At 67.2% G+C, this 17,084-nt stretch carries 12 protein-coding genes and 3 pseudogenes; 9 read left to right on the forward strand and 6 right to left on the reverse strand.

Annotated elements, in window-relative coordinates; all coding sequences use genetic code 11:
- The first annotated feature begins 20 nt into the window (after nt 1–20).
- Nucleotides 21–392 (forward strand): hypothetical protein, encoded by a 372-nt coding sequence (locus GJV80_RS01395; RefSeq protein ID WP_154686387.1) that lies wholly within the window; start codon nt 21–23, stop codon nt 390–392.
- Between the two features lie 766 nt (nt 393–1,158).
- Here GJV80_RS01395 and GJV80_RS01400 read toward each other — a convergent pair.
- Nucleotides 1,159–1,992: a VOC family protein gene (locus tag GJV80_RS01400; RefSeq protein ID WP_230208011.1), complete on the reverse strand. Its 834-nt coding sequence runs from the start codon at nt 1,990–1,992 to the stop codon at nt 1,159–1,161.
- A gap of 203 nt (nt 1,993–2,195) precedes the next feature.
- Here GJV80_RS01400 and GJV80_RS24710 point away from each other — a divergent pair, with 203 nt between their 5' ends.
- Complete coding sequence (locus GJV80_RS24710) at nt 2,196–3,770, forward strand: HD domain-containing phosphohydrolase (RefSeq protein WP_154686388.1); 1,575 nt, start codon at nt 2,196–2,198, stop codon at nt 3,768–3,770.
- A 7-nt stretch (nt 3,771–3,777) separates the two neighbouring features.
- Here GJV80_RS24710 and GJV80_RS01410 read toward each other — a convergent pair whose 3' ends face one another.
- Together GJV80_RS01410 and GJV80_RS01415 are read right to left on the reverse strand one after the other, a co-directional pair.
- Nucleotides 3,778–4,875 (reverse strand): bifunctional 2-polyprenyl-6-hydroxyphenol methylase/3-demethylubiquinol 3-O-methyltransferase UbiG, encoded by a 1,098-nt coding sequence (locus tag GJV80_RS01410; protein ID WP_154686389.1) that lies wholly within the window; start codon nt 4,873–4,875, stop codon nt 3,778–3,780.
- Between the two features lie 133 nt (nt 4,876–5,008).
- A complete protein-coding gene (locus tag GJV80_RS01415) occupies nt 5,009–5,641 on the reverse strand; it encodes a histidine phosphatase family protein (protein ID WP_154686390.1) in 633 nt (210 codons plus the stop codon).
- Between the two features lie 142 nt (nt 5,642–5,783).
- On the opposite strand from GJV80_RS01415, the gene GJV80_RS01420 reads away from it, so the two are divergent.
- On the forward strand, nt 5,784–6,653 hold the full coding sequence (locus GJV80_RS01420) for a sugar phosphate isomerase/epimerase (RefSeq protein WP_195909107.1): 870 nt from the start codon (nt 5,784–5,786) through the stop codon (nt 6,651–6,653).
- A 226-nt stretch (nt 6,654–6,879) separates the two neighbouring features.
- Here the strand turns inward: GJV80_RS01420 and GJV80_RS23090 are convergent, their stop codons facing one another.
- The gene (locus tag GJV80_RS23090) at nt 6,880–7,035 is read right to left on the reverse strand and encodes a hypothetical protein (protein WP_195909108.1); all 156 of its coding nucleotides are present in this window, start codon (nt 7,033–7,035) and stop codon (nt 6,880–6,882) included.
- A 189-nt stretch (nt 7,036–7,224) separates the two neighbouring features.
- Here GJV80_RS23090 and GJV80_RS01425 point away from each other — a divergent pair, with 189 nt between their 5' ends.
- Both GJV80_RS01425 and GJV80_RS24825 read left to right on the forward strand, forming a co-directional pair.
- Nucleotides 7,225–8,481, forward strand: coding sequence for an FAD-dependent monooxygenase (locus tag GJV80_RS01425; protein ID WP_230208012.1), 1,257 nt, complete (start codon nt 7,225–7,227; stop codon nt 8,479–8,481).
- Between the two features lie 76 nt (nt 8,482–8,557).
- Nucleotides 8,558–8,938, forward strand: a pseudogene (locus tag GJV80_RS24825) (3-hydroxybenzoate 4-monooxygenase); the annotation flags it as partial.
- Between the two features lie 315 nt (nt 8,939–9,253).
- Here GJV80_RS24825 and GJV80_RS24830 read toward each other — a convergent pair.
- Nucleotides 9,254–9,985: pseudogene (locus GJV80_RS24830) on the reverse strand (GntR family transcriptional regulator); the annotation flags it as partial.
- Here GJV80_RS24830 and GJV80_RS24835 point away from each other — a divergent pair.
- The 4 genes and pseudogenes from GJV80_RS24835 to hpaD all read left to right on the forward strand — a co-directional run.
- Nucleotides 9,932–11,383: pseudogene (locus GJV80_RS24835) on the forward strand (fumarylacetoacetate hydrolase family protein); the annotation flags it as partial. The pseudogenes GJV80_RS24830 and GJV80_RS24835 overlap by 54 nt on opposite strands.
- Nucleotides 11,384–11,408: 25 nt before the next feature.
- Nucleotides 11,409–12,401: a 4-hydroxy-tetrahydrodipicolinate synthase gene (gene dapA, locus GJV80_RS01440; protein ID WP_154686393.1), complete on the forward strand. Its 993-nt coding sequence runs from the start codon at nt 11,409–11,411 to the stop codon at nt 12,399–12,401.
- A 2-nt stretch (nt 12,402–12,403) separates the two neighbouring features.
- Nucleotides 12,404–13,930, forward strand: coding sequence for a 5-carboxymethyl-2-hydroxymuconate semialdehyde dehydrogenase (hpaE, locus tag GJV80_RS01445; RefSeq protein ID WP_154686394.1), 1,527 nt, complete (start codon nt 12,404–12,406; stop codon nt 13,928–13,930).
- The gene (hpaD, locus tag GJV80_RS01450; RefSeq protein ID WP_154686395.1) at nt 13,927–15,018 is read left to right on the forward strand and encodes a 3,4-dihydroxyphenylacetate 2,3-dioxygenase; all 1,092 of its coding nucleotides are present in this window, start codon (nt 13,927–13,929) and stop codon (nt 15,016–15,018) included. The genes hpaE and hpaD overlap by 4 nt, the downstream gene beginning before the upstream one ends.
- Nucleotides 15,019–15,384: 366 nt before the next feature.
- Here the strand turns inward: hpaD and GJV80_RS01455 are convergent, their stop codons facing one another.
- The gene (locus tag GJV80_RS01455; RefSeq protein WP_230208014.1) at nt 15,385–17,040 is read right to left on the reverse strand and encodes a thiamine pyrophosphate-binding protein; all 1,656 of its coding nucleotides are present in this window, start codon (nt 17,038–17,040) and stop codon (nt 15,385–15,387) included.
- Nucleotides 17,041–17,084 lie beyond the last annotated feature (44 nt).

The raw sequence follows: 17,084 nt of genomic DNA on the forward strand, positions 1-17,084 counted from the left end.
ATCGGCTAGCCTTCGTCAACGTGTGGTTGACCAACTGGCTGGACGTCATCGCCTCCGGCCTGGTGCTTGCTGGCCTGGTCTGGGGCGGCTTGACGCTAGTCCGGGCCCGGTCGCGGCTGCAGCGGGAGGCCGACGCCGCCGAGCAGATCCACCGCGAGTCACAGGCGGCGCGCGAGCTCGGCGAGAAGTACGACACCAGGGCAGAGGAGCGGAAGCGCGGCGTCCGGCGCGCACTGACGTTCAACGACATGGTGACGTTTGAGCAGGACGTCGAGCTGATGATCGTCGACTACCTCAGGCCCCAGCTCAAGTGGCCGTTCGGGCTGGCTTTCCTGGGGACGCTGTTCGGATTCCTCCGGGCACTGCTACTGGTGTGCGGGGTCCGCTCATGACCCGGCCACAATCCACCACCGACGTCGACCATGGTGCGATCCGGCTGGCCGTGCTGAGGATGCGTGGTCGTTCGTCCGGGCCGTCGCCTTCGGCGGGATACTGCCCGATGACGTCGACGAGCGAAGTTCGTCGAGATCAACGAGGTGTTCCACACGGCCATCGTGCCTGACCGGTGTGTAGCCCGCAGTTTGAACGCCAAACTCTCGCGACGCGCCCGGTGGGTTCCTCGTGTTGCAGATCAACTCGCGGAACCCATGGTGCACATCACCCGACGGGGACACAGACTGGCGGGCCACCTCCGGGAGAACTTTCCTTGCTGGTTCAAGGCGCGCCTTCGGCGCGCAGCCCGGGCACCCCGGGGCCCCGCCTCGCTCCGCTCGGCACCCCGGGGACCCCACCCGGGCAAACCAAAAGGAGCGCCCGATCCCGCAAGATCAGACACTCCCAACTCATCGACCAGGCCAACGACGCGCGCAGGTCTGCCGATCAACTCACCCCCGAGCCGCCGACCCGATCTTTGATTGTCACTCGCCGCTGGCCAGCGTCAAGAGCACTCCGCTGCGCTCCGTGGCCCAAGGGCTGCCTTCGGCACACTTGACCCTGACCACCGACGAGCAAGGTGGCTGGCTATCGGTCGGTGGCTCTCTCTGGTCTACCGTCCACTGCGGGCCAGACTGAGGGCCACCACCCCTGGATTCCGGTACCAGCAAGCGAATCTCGGCACACACTGGCCAGCTGCGACCACGTGCCCGCCGACGATGATGATCATGGTCGCGACGGCATGGCATGGAAAAGGTCAGGGGTTCGAATCCCCTTAGCTCCACTTTGTGACGAGCCCGGCACATCGCCGGGCTCTTGCCACGTCTGGGGCACCCCTAGCCGAGGCAGACCTCGTTGCCCTCCGGATCGGACAGGATCCATGGGTGGTCCGGATGGAGCCGACGACCGCCGGCGGCCAGGGACTGCGTCGACCCGGTCCTGCACCTGCTCCGGGGGCACCGCGATGTCGACGTGGATACGGTTGCGCTCGGTTCGCGGGACGTCCATCTGCTGGAACCAGAAAGACGGCCCGCGACCGCGGGGATCGACCACGTCCTCTTCCGTGTCCGGCCGGAATTCATACCCCAGGGCTTCCCGCCAGAACGGCATCACCCCGCCGATCGCCATCGCATCGATCGAGACGCTGACTTGTTGCAGACGGGTTGGATCGGCCGCAGCGCCCGCCTCCCGCGCGACGGCTGAGATCCGCCGGGCGACCTCGACGTCGGCGGGGTCGTAGCCGGCGAAGTACTTCCCGACGGTGATGGTCGTCAGTCGCACGGTCACGCCGTCGGGACGGATATCGATGTCCGGCGGGCGGTCGCCATCGATCTCTGGGAGGTCGGCGATCGCCTGGACGAGACGCGCGCAGGCTGCAAACGAATCAGTGCGGAAGAACCCGTAGATTCCCTCACCCAGGAGCCGCCAGTCCTCGACGCCCTCCTTCGCCGTGAACTCCCGCGGGGTCAACCATCCCGGTTGCTCCCACGGCTTCTGCGCCGAACCGGATTCAGCCGAAGCCGATCCGGCCGGCCTGGATTCTGATGTGGATTCGGTCACGCCACTCCTCCCACCCTGGTGCGGATGAACCGGGCAGATTCATCGGATCGCAATGCACTCGCTCAGGATTCCGATCGTCGCACGGGATCCGCCGACAGGCCATGCCCGGGACCGGTCAGCGGTTCTACCCGCCCGGACCCCTCGCGGACCCGACATCGCCGGATGATGCACATGTCGTCGTCCGCAGGCGGCACAATCAGCTCATGCAGGGTCGCCCCGAGCCGCTGTCCAGCCCGACGGGAGCGCGCCTTGCCGAGCTCCTGGCGATCCTCTCCCTGGCGACCGATCTTGGCATGGGCCAGCCCATGGAACACGCGCTGCGGCAATGCATCATCGCGCTGCGCATGGCACACCGCTTGGGGCTGGACGAGGCGAGCAGATCCGTCGTCTACTACACCGCTCTCATCGCCTGGGTCGGCTGTCACGTGGACGCGTACGAGCAGGCCAAGTGGTTCGGCGACGACACCGCGCTGAAGACGGACTTCCGCTACACCGACTTCCGCTCGGGACCGGTGGAGGCGATGTTCATGGTCCGCCACCTGGGATCCGGCCGGTCCGCCCTGGAACGGGCACGCCTGGGTGCCAGCTTCTTCAACGACGGGCGGAAGGTGGCGCACACCATGCTCGCCAACCACTGGCGGGCCGCCGACGCACTCGCCGGCCAGCTGAACCTGAGTCAGCAGGTGCGCGATGCCGTCGGGCAGACCTTCGAACGGTGGGACGGTCGCGGCGAGCCGAACCGGCTCCGGGGTGAGGAGATCCTGCTGACGTCGCGACTGGTCGCCCTCGCCGATGTCGTCGAGGTGTACCACCGGGCCAACGGAACTGCGGCCGCGGTACAGGTCACGCGGGATCGACGCGGGACCCAGTTCGATCCGCAGATCGCCGACCTGTTCATCGCCGAAGCGCCGCGGCTGCTCGACGGGCTCGACGAGACCACGTCGTGGACCGAGGTCGCGGCCGCCGAACCCGGACTTGCCACACCGCTGACCGACGAGGAGCTCGACGCTGCACTCGAGGCCATCGCCGACTTCACCGACATCAAATCCCCGTACACGATCGGACACTCCCGCGGCGTCGCCGATCTTGCCGGCGATGCCGCGCTGGAGCTGGGTCTGGGTGAGACGTCCGCCCGCCTGGTGCGGCGGGCCGGACTGGTCCACGATCTGGGCAGGCTCGGCGTGCCGAACACGATCTGGGACAAGAGTGGCCCGCTGACCCAGGCCGAGACCGAACGCGTACGGCTGCACCCCTATCTGACCGAACGGATGTTGCGGTATTCGCCCGCACTCACCCCGCTGGCCGACATCGCAAGCCAACACCACGAGCGGTTGGACGGGTCGGGATATCCGCGCGGACTGACCAGGGCGGCGGCCAGCCCCGAGGGGCTGCTGCTTGCCGCCGCCGACTTCTACCGCGCCCGGCTGGAACCCCGTCCGCACCGATCGGCCGCCGATCCCGGCCAGGCCGCGCGCCTGTTGCGCGACGAGGCACGCGCGGGGCGTCTGGATTCCGATGCGGTGCAGGCGGTGTTGACTGCCGCCGGGCATGGCCGCAGCCGTCGGCCGGCACGTCCGGCGGGCCTGACCGACCGGGAGATCGAGGTCCTCGGCCTGTTGGCGCGGGGGTTGTCGAACCGGGAGATCGCGACGCGGCTGGTGATCTCGCCGAAGACGGTGGGCAGGCACGTTGAGCACATCTACACCAAGACCGGTACGCCGAACCGCGCCCTGGCCAGTCTCTTCGCGGCGAACCACGGTCTGATCGGCCAGGGCTGACGCTCGGCTACGGCCGGGCCTCGTACACGTTGTTGAACGGCGTCGCGGCGACCCGGGCGAACCGGCTGAACCCCGCCTCGGTGACGATCCGCCGGATCGCGGCTTCACCGGCCTGGGCACCCAGAGCCTGCCCACCGTCCTGGGACAACGCGTTGGGCACGCAGAGGAAGGTGGAGAAGCCGTAGTAGACGCGGCCGACCGGATTGATGTTGTCGGACCAACTGTCGCCGGCGGCGGGCTCGACGATCATCCAGGTGCCATCCGGAGCGAGGGTCTCGCGGACATGACGCGCTGCGGCGCCGGGATCACCCATGTCGTGCAGAGCATCGAAGGTGGTCGCCAGGTCGTAGCCCCGGCCGGAGAAGGCCTGCGCCGGGGCGACCTCGAACTCCACCCGGTCTCCGACACCGACATCGGCCGCCCGTCGGCGCGCGGTCTCGATCGACGCCGGGTGGTAGTCCGAGCCGTGTACTCGGGCAGCGGGATAGTTGCGGCCGATCAGCACCGACGACGCCCCGAGTCCGCAGCCGATGTCGGCGACGGACGCGCCGGCTTCGAGCTTGGCGACCACTCCGTCCAGGGCGGGCAGCCAGCTGGTCGTGAGATTGGCGAGGTAACCCGGCCGGAAGAAGGACTCGCAGCCGGTGAACACCTCGTCGTCGTGTTCGTGCCAGCCCAATCCGGATCCGGTACGGAAGACCTGGGTGATGCGATCGTCGGCCTTCAACGCCCCGACGGCCAGCAGGAAAGCGCCCGGCAGGTACACGCCACCATCGGGGTCGGTCAGGACGAAGGCCTGTTCCGGGGTCAATGCGTAGACCTCGGCGGTCGGGTCGACGATGCTCACATAGCCGCCGGCCGCCTGACCGCGCAGCCATTCGGCGATATAGCGGGGGTGGGTATCGGTACGATCCGCGAGCTCGGCCGGAGTCGCCAAGCCTTGGGCGAGGGCCTTGTAGAGCCCCAGGTAGTGCCCGACAACGGCGTTGCCGGCGTGCATCGTCGCGCCGAGGTCACCGACGAAGGCGTGCAACAGAGCGTTCACCGCGTCCGGGTCGGGCTGGGCGGTCGGTGCGGGCTGAGGATGGGTCTGTGTTGTGGTCATGCCGTCGATCGTGCGCTCCACGACACCGGGCGATCATCGGGCAAACGCCCCATCTTTCACCAGCGCCGCTACGGACGGCTTCGGTGATCGTCCGGCCGGGCAAGAATGATCAGCCGGCTGATCACTCCTTTGATCACCGCAGATGGCCGGCATCGTTGAAGTCTCGCAGCGACCAGCGCGGCTCTCCCGGATCAGGGTCGTAGTGCCACCGGTTGATGCTGGTGTTCTCGGGATCGATCCGCACCGGGGGTGCCGTCGGGCCGAGCCCGAACGCCAGGGCGAAGGTCGCGTTGATCACTCCGCCGTGGGTGACCGCCACCACTCGCTGATCAGGATGTTGCCTGACCAGCGTGGTCAATGCGGCACCGACCCGGGCGAGAAACGTCGCCCAGCTCTCGCCACCGGGGGCGAACTCCTGGAACGGATTGGCCCACAAGCTGTCGCCCAGTTCCGGCCAGCGGGCGGACCAATCCTTATTGGACATGCCGTCTGCCTGGCCGACCCGGAGTTCCTGCAGTCCGTCATCATCCTTGATCGGCAACTCGATGGCCTCGGCAACATAACGGGCGGTCTCCTGCGCGCGGCGCAGCGTACTGGCATAGAGCACGTCCGCCGTCAGGCCCTCTGCCCGGAGCCGGTCGCGGAGGAGTTCGGCCTGTCGGCGGCCGGTGTCGGTCAGCCCGCGATCGCCGCGTATTCCGGCCACGACCGGGTTCACATTGGCGTGTGACTGGCCGTGGCGGATGAGGATCAGTTCGGTCGGCATGCTGATATCAAAGCCGGTCCACGGTCCGCGCCGACAACCGGGGGCTGTGCCGTGGAGGTTGCCCGCACCGTCACCGGTCGCGGGTGATCTTGAACGGAACCGGGGCTGGCGAAGTCGGCAGTCCTACCGCAAGGATGCTGGCATGACACTCAAGATCGGACTCCAACTCTTCTCGGTCAGGAACTCGCTCTCCCAAAACCCGTGGGGAACGTTGGAAGCGGTCGCCAAAGCCGGCTTCACCTTCCTGGAGGCGGCCAACCACAATGCCGCCGAGGATCCAGGGGTGGGTTTCGGAGTCGACGCCAAGCCGCTGCGCGAAGCATTGGATGATCTTGGACTCGCGATCGTCGGCTGTCACGTCAATCCGCTCCGCCTGGACATCCTGCCCCGTGCTTTGGACTACCAGGCCGAGTTGGGCAACAGCCGGATCGGCTGCGACATCGAGTTCTATCCCGCAGGTGGTCTCGATTACGTGCTCCGTCGGGCCGACACCTTCAATCGGGTCGGTGCTCTGGCGAAGGACCGGGGGATGCGCTTCTACTATCACAACCATTTCCAGGAGTTCCAGCGCATCGACGGGCGTCTGGTCTACGAGATCCTCCTGGAGAACACCGATCCCGAGCTTGTCGATCTCCAAATGGATGTCTACTGGATGTACCGCGGAGGACAGGACGCGGTGGAGTGGATGAAGCGCTGCGCTGACCGGGTCATCCTGCTGCACCAGAAGGATTTCCCGAAGAACGCGCCCCAACCGCTCAACCTCTACGACGGCGTGGTTGATCCGGATTCGGACATCGACCTCGACCTGTTCCTCGATCGTGTCGACCCGGCCTGCTTCACCGAGGTCGGCACCGGAACACTGCCGATCGGCGACATCCTGGAAACGGCAGCGACGTTGCCGCGCCTGGAATATGTCTTCCTGGAACAGGATCACACCACGATGAACGAGATCGACTCCATCCGCACCAGCCGGGAAGCGTTCGCACGTCTCGGCGACGTCGCCTGGTCCTAGCCGGGCGCCCCCGCTGGTGCCCATGCCCGGTGAGCCGATCATTCCCGCACCACCTGCTGCATCCCGCACCGTGTGTACCGGGTGCGGGATGCAGCAGGTGGTGCGGCAGCGGGCAGAGGCACGCTGACCGCCTCGCCGGACCCCCCGGCGGGGACCCCCCACGCAGGAAGCCGACGGACGACCGCTCCACGCGGTCGTCCGCCGGTGCCAGCGGCTGGCCCAGCAGCTAGAAGTAGTACTTACGTGGACCGATCTGACGCCCTGCGGCGCCAAGGATCCACAGGATGGCCCCGATAACGATCAGGATGATGCCGATCGTCCACAGGATCGAGATGCTGAAGACCAAGCCGAGAATCAGCAAGATCACACCGAGAATAATCACGACGACTCCTTTCCAGGCGGGCCGTCCGCCCGACGCCCCGATTCGGCTGAAGTAGTACCCGCCCCGCAGCGGGAGAAACGACCAGCTGCAGCTCATGTACGTTTTCGTATACGATTCGTCCATCCGCGTTGAACGGGCGAGCGCGGACCGCAGTCGCCGCACAATGGAACTGCGGGCTGAGGAGGGATCATGCAGTTCCATCACCACGGGTACGTCTCCGGTGATCCTCGCGTCCAGCCGGCAGCCGGCGTCGGGGTGGACCGCCCGACTGACCTGCCCGACGAGGTCGATGTGCTGATCGTCGGCGCCGGCCCGGCCGGGATGATCGCCGCGGCACAACTCGCACAGTTCCCCAACGTCGTCACCCGGCTGGTCGAGCGCCGGCCCGGCCGCCTGGAGATCGGTCAGGCGGACGGAATCCAGGCGCGCAGCGTGGAGACGTTCCAGGCCTTCGGCTTCGCCAATCGGATCATCGACGAAGCGTTCCGGATCACCGAGACCTGCTTCTGGAAGCCGGACCCGGACCATCCGGAGAACATCGTCCGCGTCGCCCGTACGCCCGACGATCCGAACGGGATCAGCGAGTTCCCGCATCTGATCGTCAATCAGGCCCGGGTCCTGGACTACTTCGCCGAGGTCGCCCGGAACGCACCCGCCCGGTTGGAACCCGACTACGGCTACGACTTCATCACCCTGTCGGTGGCCGGCAGTGGTGATCACCGGGTGACTGTGACCCTGCGCCGGACCACCGGGGATCTGGCCGAACGCGTGGTACGGGCCAAGTACGTGATCGGCTGCGACGGTGCCCGCAGCAAGGTTCGGGAGTCGATCGGTCGCGAACTGGTCGGTGACCAGGCCAACCATGCCTGGGGCGTGATGGATGTGCTGGCCGAGACCGACTTCCCCGATATCCGCCGCAAGTGTGCCATCCAGTCCCACGACGGAGGCAGCATTCTGCACATTCCGCGGGAGGGCGACCACCTGTTTCGGATGTATGTCGATCTCGGTCCGGTGCACGACGGTGATCACCAGGCCGTACGCAACACCAGCCAGGAAGAGGTCGAGGCGCGCGCCAACCGGATCCTGCACCCGTATACGTTGACCGTGAGGAAGGTCTGCTGGCGCAGCGTGTACGAGGTCGGGCACCGGCTGACCGACAAGTTCGACGACGTGCCCGCCGATCTGGTCGGGACGCGCACGCCCCGGGTGTTCATCACCGGCGACGCCTGCCACACGCACAGCGCCAAAGCCGGTCAGGGCATGAACGTCTCCATGCAGGACGGCTGGAACATCGCCTGGAAGCTCGGCCACGTGCTGGACGGCCGCGCTCAGGGAGACCCTGCTGGACACCTACTCCGCGGAGCGGCAGGTGATCGCCCAGAACCTGATCGACTTCGACCGGGAATGGTCGGGGCTGATGGCCGCCCGCCCCGACGAATTGGCTGACCCGTCCGAACTGGAGGGCTTCTACGTCCGGACCACCGAGTTCCTCTTCGGAATGATGACCTGCTACCAGCCATCGATGATCATCGGGCGTGATGATCACCAGTCGCTGGCGACCGGCTTCCCGATCGGCCGGCGATTCAAATCCAACCCGGTGATCCGGGTGGCCGACGCCAACCCGGTGCAGCTCGGACACCATCATCGCGCCGACGGTCGCTGGCGGATCTACGTCTTCGCCGACCGTCCGGCCGCCGGTGAGCCGTCGCGGGCGTCCGACCTCGCCGACTGGTTCGGTTCCTCACCGGAGTCGCCCCTGCTGGCCTATCCACCACCCGAGGGTGACCTGGACGCATGGTTCGACCTCAAGATCATCTACCAACAGCCGTACGCCGAAGTCGATCTTGGTGCCGTGCCGCCGGTCTTCCTGCCGCGGGTCGGTCCGTATCACCTGATCGACTACGAGAAGGTGTACGCCGCCGACCCTGCCGACGACATCTTCGACGCCCGCGGCATAGACCGGGGCGGGGTGACCGTCGTCGTCCGTCCGGATCAGTACGTCGCCCATGCACTCCCGCTGGACGGCACCAAGGAACTGACCGAGTTCTTCTCCGGGATCTTCACCGCCGGGGATCGTTATGCCGGGACGCCCGCCCGGCCCGCTGTGATGATCATGGTCGCGCTGGAACTCCAGAAAAGCGTCCAGAGTCGCGGTCCGGTGCCGGCGCGCGGCGAGTTCGATGTCGAGCGGCTCGGCAGCCCGCTCGACGAGCGCGATGAGCCGATCATGCTCGTCCACCGAATCGGCGGCGCGTCCGGGGACGAAGCTGAAGGTCGAGTCCCGAAGCATCCTCAGCCGGCTCCAACCGCGCAGCACGAGATCGACCAGTTGATCATTCGGGCACCGGGTGAACAGGACGGTGTGGAACTCCTCGTTCAACTCGGTGAACCGATGCGGGTCGAAGTGTTCCAGCGATTCCCGCATCCGGTGGTTGACCGCGCGCGCCCGGGCAAGATCATCAGGCTGCAGGTGTGGCGCCGCGAGAGCGGTCGCTGCTCCTTCGACGATCGCCAGTGTCTGCATCGTCGCCACGTACTCGCCCTCCTCGACCAGCGCGACCTGAGCGCCGATGTTCTTCTCGAAGGTGACCAGGCCCTCGGCCTCGAGCCGTCGGATCGCCTCGCGGACCGGGACGACGCTGATGCCAAGCTCGCCGGCGATCTGGCTCAGCACGAGTCGGTAACCGGGGAGAACCGGTGCGACACGATCCGCTCCCGCAGCCAGCCGTACGCCCGTTCGGACTTGCTGGCGGCGACGCCTCCGCTGGTGGTCATAGATCCTCGCTCTGCCGGTTGCCGATGGCCGCGCCCCGTTGTGATCAGATATGCGATCATATACGATCGCGCCATGACGTACGACGGCGTTCGTTCCGCGCCGGAGGGCTCGACCGAGGCGACACTCATCGCTCACCCGCTCGTCGGCCGTCCCGGCAAGGTGATCGCGCTGCACCTCAACTACCCGTCACGGATCGCCCAGCGGGGTCGGAAGCCGGCAAAGCCGTCGTACTTCCTCAAGCCGGTCACCTCGCTGGCAACCACCGATCAGGTCGTGGAACGCCCGTACGGCACCGAGCTGCTGGCCTTCGAAGGTGAGATCGCGCTGATCATCGGCCGGGTCGCCCGCCGGGTCACTCCGGAGCAGGGTTGGGGCTGTGTTGCGGCGGTGACCGCGGCCAATGACTTCGGTGTGTACGACCTGCGGGTGGCGGACAAGGGCTCCAACCTGCGGTCCAAGGGCGGCGACGGCTACACACCGCTCGGCCCGAAGCTGATCAACGCCGCGGCCATCGACCCGACCCGGTTGCGGGTCAGGACCTGGGTGAACGGCCGGCTGGTCCAGGAGGATTCGGCCGGCACCGTCGTCTTCGGCTTCGGCGAGCTGATCGCCGACCTGTCCCAGCTGATCACGCTGGAACCGGGCGACGTTTTGCTCACCGGAACGCCGGCCGGGTCCTCGGTCGTGGCGCCGGGCGATGTCATCGAGGTCGAGGTGGACCAAGCGGGCACCGCACACAGCAGCGGACGGCTGCGGACGACCATCGCGGAGGGCAGTGTCCCGTTGCCCGAGTACGGTGCCCAGCCGGTGATTGATGATCAACAACGGGTCGAGGCGTGGGGCAGCAGGGAGGCCGCGGGATTGCCGGCGCCCTTCGAGCTGACCGAGGAGTTGATCACCAAGTTGTGGCAGGTCTCGGTCGCGACGTTGGCGTCCCAGTTGCGGAAACGCGGTTACGACCAACTATTCATCGACGGTGTCCGTACCAACCATCCCGGCCAGAAGATGATCGGCCGGGCCCGGACGCTGCGCTTCGTCCCTGCCCGGGAGGACCTGTTCCGCAGCCATGGTGCCGGCTACAACGCACAGAAGCGGGTCTTCGACGCCCTTCGACCGGGCGACGTGTTGGTGATCGAGGCCCGCGGTGACACCACCAGTGGAACGCTCGGCGACATCCTGGGCCTGCGGGCGCAGGTCCGCGGTGCGGCCGGGATCGTCACCGACGGCGGCGTACGGGACTGGCAGGCGGTTGCCGGACTGGAGATTCCGGTGTTCTCCGGCGGGCCGCATCCGGCGGTCCTCGGGCGGCGGCACGTGCCCTGGGACAGCGATCTGACGATCGCTTGCGGGGGCGCCACCGTGCAGCCGGGGGACGTGATCATCGGTGACGACGACGGTGTGCTGGTGATCCCGCCGGCCGTCCTGGCCGAGGTGCTCGACGCGGCCGTGCAGCAGGAGGCGGAGGAGGAGTGGATCGCCGCCCGGGTGGCCGAGGGTGCGGCCGTGGACGGCTTGTATCCGTTGACCGGTGATTGGCGCAGCCGATACGAGAATCGTGGCAAGCCGGAGTGAAACACGTCGTTGTAGGAGCGCAGGAATGACCGAACCCCGCGGTACCGGTGGCTGGCGCAACTGTCCCGAGGACCTGACCGGGTCGATCGCCCCGGTGGTCACGCCGTTCACCGCCGACGGCGAAGTTGATCACGTGTCGTTGGCCAATCTCGTTGCCTGGCAGATCAAACAGGGTTCCGACGGCATCTCGATCGGCGGCTCGACCGGAGAGCCGAGCGCCCAGACGGTCACCGAACGCGCGGAGGCGATCAACACCGTGATCGCGGCAGCCGACGGTCGGGTTCCCGTCGTGCCGGGCACCGGCTCGGCCAAGCTGAGCGAGACGATCGAGCTCACCGGTGCGGCCTACGACGCTGGAGTGGACGCGGTGTTGATCATCACGCCGTACTACGCGCGGCCGACGCAGGAGGCGCTGTACGTCTGGTACAAGACGATCGCAGCCCAGTATCCCGACCTGCCGATCATCGCCTACAACGTGCCGAGCCGGACGGCCGTCGAGATCGCACCCGAGACGGTCGCCCGATTGCACGGCGACGTGCCCAACTTCGTCGGGATCAAGGAGACCACCAAGGACTTCGAGCATTTCTCCCGGGTGATCAAGGCGGCCGGTCGCGACCTGCTGGTGTGGTCCGGGATCGAGCTGCTGTGCCTGCCGCTGCTCGCCCTGGGTGGCACCGGTTTCATCAGCGCTACGGCGAACATCGCACCGGCGGCCACCAAGCAGATGTACGACGCCTATCGCGCCGGTGATCTCGACCGTGCCCTGGAGATCCACTACGGGCTGCATCCATTGGCCGACCTGATCTTCGTCGAGACCAATCCCGCGCCGGTCAAGTGGGTGCTGCAACGCCAGGGACTGATCGCATCCGAATTCGTCAGGCCGCCGTTGATCATGACGACCGCCGGGGGGAAACAGAAGATCGTCCAGCTGTTGGCCGAAGGTGCCGCCTACCTCTCCCCGGTGGATGGATCGGACAGCGTCGCAGCCAGGACGGTCGGCGGACCGGGAGGAGCATGATCATGACCAGCGCAGTGGTTGCCGGCCAACACGTACCGGCGGGTCTGCCCGACCGCATCCGGCACTTCATCGACGGGGAGTTCGTCGACAGTGTCGACGGCGGCACCTTCGACGTCCTGGACCCGGTGTCGAACCGGACCTACCTGCAAGCCGCAGCCGGGCGGCAGGCGGATGTCGATCGGGCGGTCAACGCGGCGCGTCTGGCCTTTGACGAAGGACCGTGGCCGGGAATGCAGGCCAGGGAGCGCAACCGGATCCTGAACCGGATCGCCGACATCGTCGAGAGCCGGGACGCCCGGCTGGCCGACCTCGAGACGTACGACTCCGGTCTGCCGATCACCCAGGCGCTCGGCCAGGCACGACGCGCGGCGGAGAACTTCCGGTTCTTCGCCGATCTGATCGTCGCGCAGTCCGACGACGTGTACCAGGTCCCGGGACGGCAACTGAACTATGTCCATCGCAAGCCGAAGGGCGTAGCAGGCCTGATCACGCCCTGGAACACGCCGTTCATGCTGGAGAGTTGGAAGCTCGCACCGGCGCTGGCGGCCGGCTGCACCGTGGTGTTGAAACCGGCCGAGTTCACGCCGTTGTCGGCGAGTCTGTGGCCGGAGATCCTCCGTGAGGCGGGGGTGCCGGACGGAGTGTTCAACCTGGTCAACGGCCTGGGGGAGGAGGCCGGCGACGCGCTGGTCCGGCACCCGGACGTCCAGCTGATCTCCTTCACCGGCGAATCGGCCACCGGCCAGGTGATCTTCGCCAACGCCGCGCCGACCCTCAAGGGCCTGTCCATGGAGCTCGGCGGCAAGAGCCCGGCAATCGTGTTCGCCGACGCCGATCTCGACGCGGCGATCGACTCCACCGTGTTCGGCGTCTTCTCGCTGAACGGTGAACGGTGCACGGCGGGTAGCCGGATCCTGGTGGAGCGCCCGATCTATCACGAGTTCGTCACCCGCTATGTCCAACGGGCGAAGATGATCAAGGTCGGCGATCCGCACGATCCAGCGACCGAGGTGGGTGCGCTGGTTCATCCCGAGCACTATGCGAAGGTCACCGACTACATCGAGATCGGCAAGACTGAGGCACTGCTGGCCGCCGGTGGCGGACGCCCACCGGGACTGGACACCGGAAACTACCTGCAACCGACCGTCTTCGTCGACGTACCGCCGACCGCCCGGATCTTCCAGGAGGAGATCTTCGGCCCGGTGGTGGCGATCACGCCGTTCGACACCGACGAGGAGGCGTTGGACCTGGCCAACGCCGTCAAGTACGGGCTGGCCGCCTATCTGTGGACGTCAGATCTGCAGCGGGCGCACAATCTGGGGCAACGGATCGAAGCCGGCATGGTGTGGCTCAACTCGCACAACGTTCGTGATCTTCGCACACCGTTCGGCGGTGTGAAGGCGTCCGGTCTCGGTCACGAGGGAGGGTATCGCTCGCTGGACTTCTACACCGACCAGCAGGCCGTGCACATCTCACTGGCACCGGTGCACACGCCACGGTTCGGCGCCGGGACGGACCGAACCCGATGACCGGCAACGACCGCAGCCCTGATCCGACCGATGATCCGGCTGTCGATCCCACTCCGCCGGACATCGTCCGCAGTGCCTATCTCGACCTCGTCGTCACCGATCTGGCGCGATCCCGCGAGTTCTACGTCGACGTCCTGGGCCTGGTGGTGACCGAGGAGGACGGCGACGCGATCTATCTGCGGACACTGGAGGAGTTCATCCACCACAACCTGGTCCTGCGCAAAGGTCCGGTCGCTGCAGCTGCCGCTTTCGCCTTCCGGGTTCGTACACCGCAGGACGTGGACCGCGCCGAGCGCTGGTTCGCCGCCCGGGGCTGCCGTACCGAGCGCCGCACGACCGGCTTCAGCAGGGGGGTTGGTGACTCCGTACGGGTGGTCGACCCGCTCGGCTTCCCCTACGAGTTCTTCCACGCCGTTGATCATGTCGAACGGCTCACCTGGCGGTACGAGTTGCACACGCCGGGTGCCCTGGTCCGACTTGATCATTTCAATCAGATGACCCCCGACGTACCCGGCGGGCGGACATACCTTGAGGATCTCGGCTTCCGCGTCACCGAGGACATCCAGGATGATCAAGGAACGACCTACGCCGCCTGGCTTCGCCGGAAGGACACCGTGCACGACACCGCGCTGACCGGTGGTGACGGTCCGCGGCTGCATCACGTCGCCTTCGCCGCGCACGAGCAGCACAATGTGCTGGCCATCTGCGACAGACTCGGTGCGCTGCGGATGTCCGATGTGATCGAGCGCGGCCCCGGCCGGCACGGTGTGTCGAACGCCTTCTACCTCTACGTCCGCGACCCCGACGGCCACCGGGTGGAGATCTACACCCAGGACTATTACACCGGCGACCCGGACAACCCGGTCGTCACCTGGGACGTACACGACAATCAACGCAGGGACTGGTGGGGCAACCCGGTGGTCCCGTCCTGGTATTCCGAGGCGTCACCGGTTCTCGACCTTGACGGCAACCCGCAGCCGATCACGGCGAGGACCGATCCGAGCGAGTTGGCCGTCACCGTCGGAGCCGACGGTTTTTCCTATACCCGCAAGGATGAGCGCGGCTTCAAGCTCGGCCATTCCGTCTGACCCCGACCCGCTGCCCGCCGCCGCGTCCCGCGTCCCCACCCCGCCCCTGCGTCCCGGCCCAAGGTCAAAGGTCAAAGTTTGATCCAGTGGTGGCGACACGCCGGTGGCGACAGCCCGTGCGTCAACGTTTGATCTTCGGAGTTGGCCGGTCCCTCTCCGGAAGGTCAAAGTTTGATCCAGTGGTGGCGACACGCCGGTGGCGACAACCCGTGGGTCAACCTTTGATCTTCGGGATTGGCCGGCTCCTCCCCGGAAGGTCAAGGTTTGATCGTACGGCGGCCTCCGGTCGGATTTTCCAGCCGCGCGATCAAACGTTGAGTTTCCGACCAGCGGGGGTCGCGGGGAACGCGGGGGTGAGGAGGAGGGTCAGCGCGGCGCCGTGATGTCCAGCTGGGTCTGCATGTACGGCGCCCTGACGTGCGGCGAGACCCGACAGTCGGCGAGGAAGACGCCTTCTCTTCCGGTCGACAGCCAGTGCCTGAGCCGGTCGAGATCGGCGACCTCGGTGATCACCGCCGCCTCCGCGCCGAATGAACGCGCTATCCCGGAGAAGTCGGCGGTCTTGATCTTCATCGGCCCGGTGTCCAGGCCCTTCGACCCGTACTGGTGCAACTCGGCGCCGTAGTAGCCGTCGTTCCAGACGATGATCACGCCGTGGCGTACGGTGCGAATCACGGTGTCCAGATCGGCAAGACTCATCAGCGCTCCGCCGTCGCCGGTGGTCAGTACGACGGTGGTCTCCGGGAGGGCCTGGCCGGCGCCCACCGCGCTGGGCATGCCGAGTCCGATCGACTGGAACTCGGTGCCGACCATGATCAGCCGGTTCGGCCCGGGGATCCGCCAGTAGGTCGGCGCCCAGCCGATGAAATGTCCGCCGTCGGAGACCACGGTCCGGTCGGCCGGCAGGATGTCGTCCAGTTCATATGCCACCGTACGCGGGTCGAGCAGCCCGTCCGGCGCCAGCCCGGAACCGGGGTCGCGATGATCACGCGCGGTCCTGGTCTGATCACGCCAACCGCGACGCGGCTTGCCCGGCAACTCCGCCAGCAGCGCCTCGGCCGCCAGCCGCGCGTCGGCCTGCAGATAGTGCGCGACCCGCGGATGGGTCGCCCGGTCGGCGATGTCGATCTGCAGCAGTGTGGCGTCCGGGTCGAAGGCGGTCTGGTGGCGCATGGTGAAGAGATTCAACCCCGCCCCGACCGCCAGCACGACGTCGGAGGAGAAGATCAGCTTGGCGGCCACGTCGTCGGCGAAGCCGCCGCAGATGCCCAGGTCGGCGTCGATCCCATCCGGCGCGGTCCGGAAGATCGAGCGACCGGCAGCCGTGGTCGCGGTCAACGCGCCGAGGTGGTGGGCCAGCCGGGTCAGCGCTTCGCCGGCATCGGCCAACCAGGCACCCCGTCCGGCCAGCAGCAGCGGTCGCTCCGCCGAGTCCAGGATCGCCGCGAGCCTGGCCACCTCGGAGGGGCGCGGGCTCAGGCGCGCGGGCATGACCAGTTGCGGGGTCCCGTCGGGGACTGCCTGATCATCGACCGGTGCGGCGGCGAGATCGTAGGGAACCGCCAGCACAACGGCCGTCCGATGATCCAGGGCGTACTGCAGCGCCCGCACGGTGGTTCCTGCGGGATCGTGGCGGTCGACCACCATGGTGTGCGCTCCAAGACCGGCGGCAACCCCGGGCTGGTCGACATCCCACGGTCTCGGCCCGGCCGACGGCCGGTCACCGACGACCAGCAGCAGCGGCGTCCGCGCCTGTACGGCCTCAGTGAGCCCGGTGAGCGTGTTGGTGAAGCCCGGACCGTACGTTGCGGTCGCGACGGCCGGCCGTCGGCAGGCGCGATAGAAGGCGTCGGCTGCAACCACGGCCCCGACCTCGTGCCGGACCGGCACATAGCGCACTGGCGTGTCCGCCAGGGCGTCGAGCAGGTAGGCGTTGCCGTTGCCCATCACTCCGAAGCAGTGCGAGACGTGGGCGGCAAGAGCGTTGGCGATTGCTGTCGAAACCGAGAACGGGGATGACACAGGCGAACTCCTCGACACGAACGGTGTGGTGGCCGTATGTGTCT

This window comes from Microlunatus sp. Gsoil 973 (genome assembly GCF_009707365.1).
Taxonomy (GTDB): Bacteria; Actinomycetota; Actinomycetes; order Propionibacteriales; family Propionibacteriaceae; genus Microlunatus.

Bases quoted from the DNA above. Each gene is read 5' to 3' on its own strand.
- GJV80_RS01410 (WP_154686389.1), bottom strand. From the start codon at position 4,875: ATGACCACAACACAGACCCATCCTCAGCCCGCACCGACCGCCCAGCCC.
- GJV80_RS01420 (WP_195909107.1), top strand. From the start codon at position 5,784: ATGACACTCAAGATCGGACTCCAACTCTTCTCGGTCAGGAACTCGCTC.
- hpaE (WP_154686394.1), top strand. From the start codon at position 12,404: ATGACCAGCGCAGTGGTTGCCGGCCAACACGTACCGGCGGGTCTGCCC.
- hpaD (WP_154686395.1), top strand. From the start codon at position 13,927: ATGACCGGCAACGACCGCAGCCCTGATCCGACCGATGATCCGGCTGTC.
- GJV80_RS01415 (WP_154686390.1), bottom strand. From the start codon at position 5,641: ATGCCGACCGAACTGATCCTCATCCGCCACGGCCAGTCACACGCCAAT.
- GJV80_RS24710 (WP_154686388.1), top strand. From the start codon at position 2,196: ATGCAGGGTCGCCCCGAGCCGCTGTCCAGCCCGACGGGAGCGCGCCTT.
- GJV80_RS01425 (WP_230208012.1), top strand. From the start codon at position 7,225: ATGCAGTTCCATCACCACGGGTACGTCTCCGGTGATCCTCGCGTCCAG.
- dapA (WP_154686393.1), top strand. From the start codon at position 11,409: ATGACCGAACCCCGCGGTACCGGTGGCTGGCGCAACTGTCCCGAGGAC.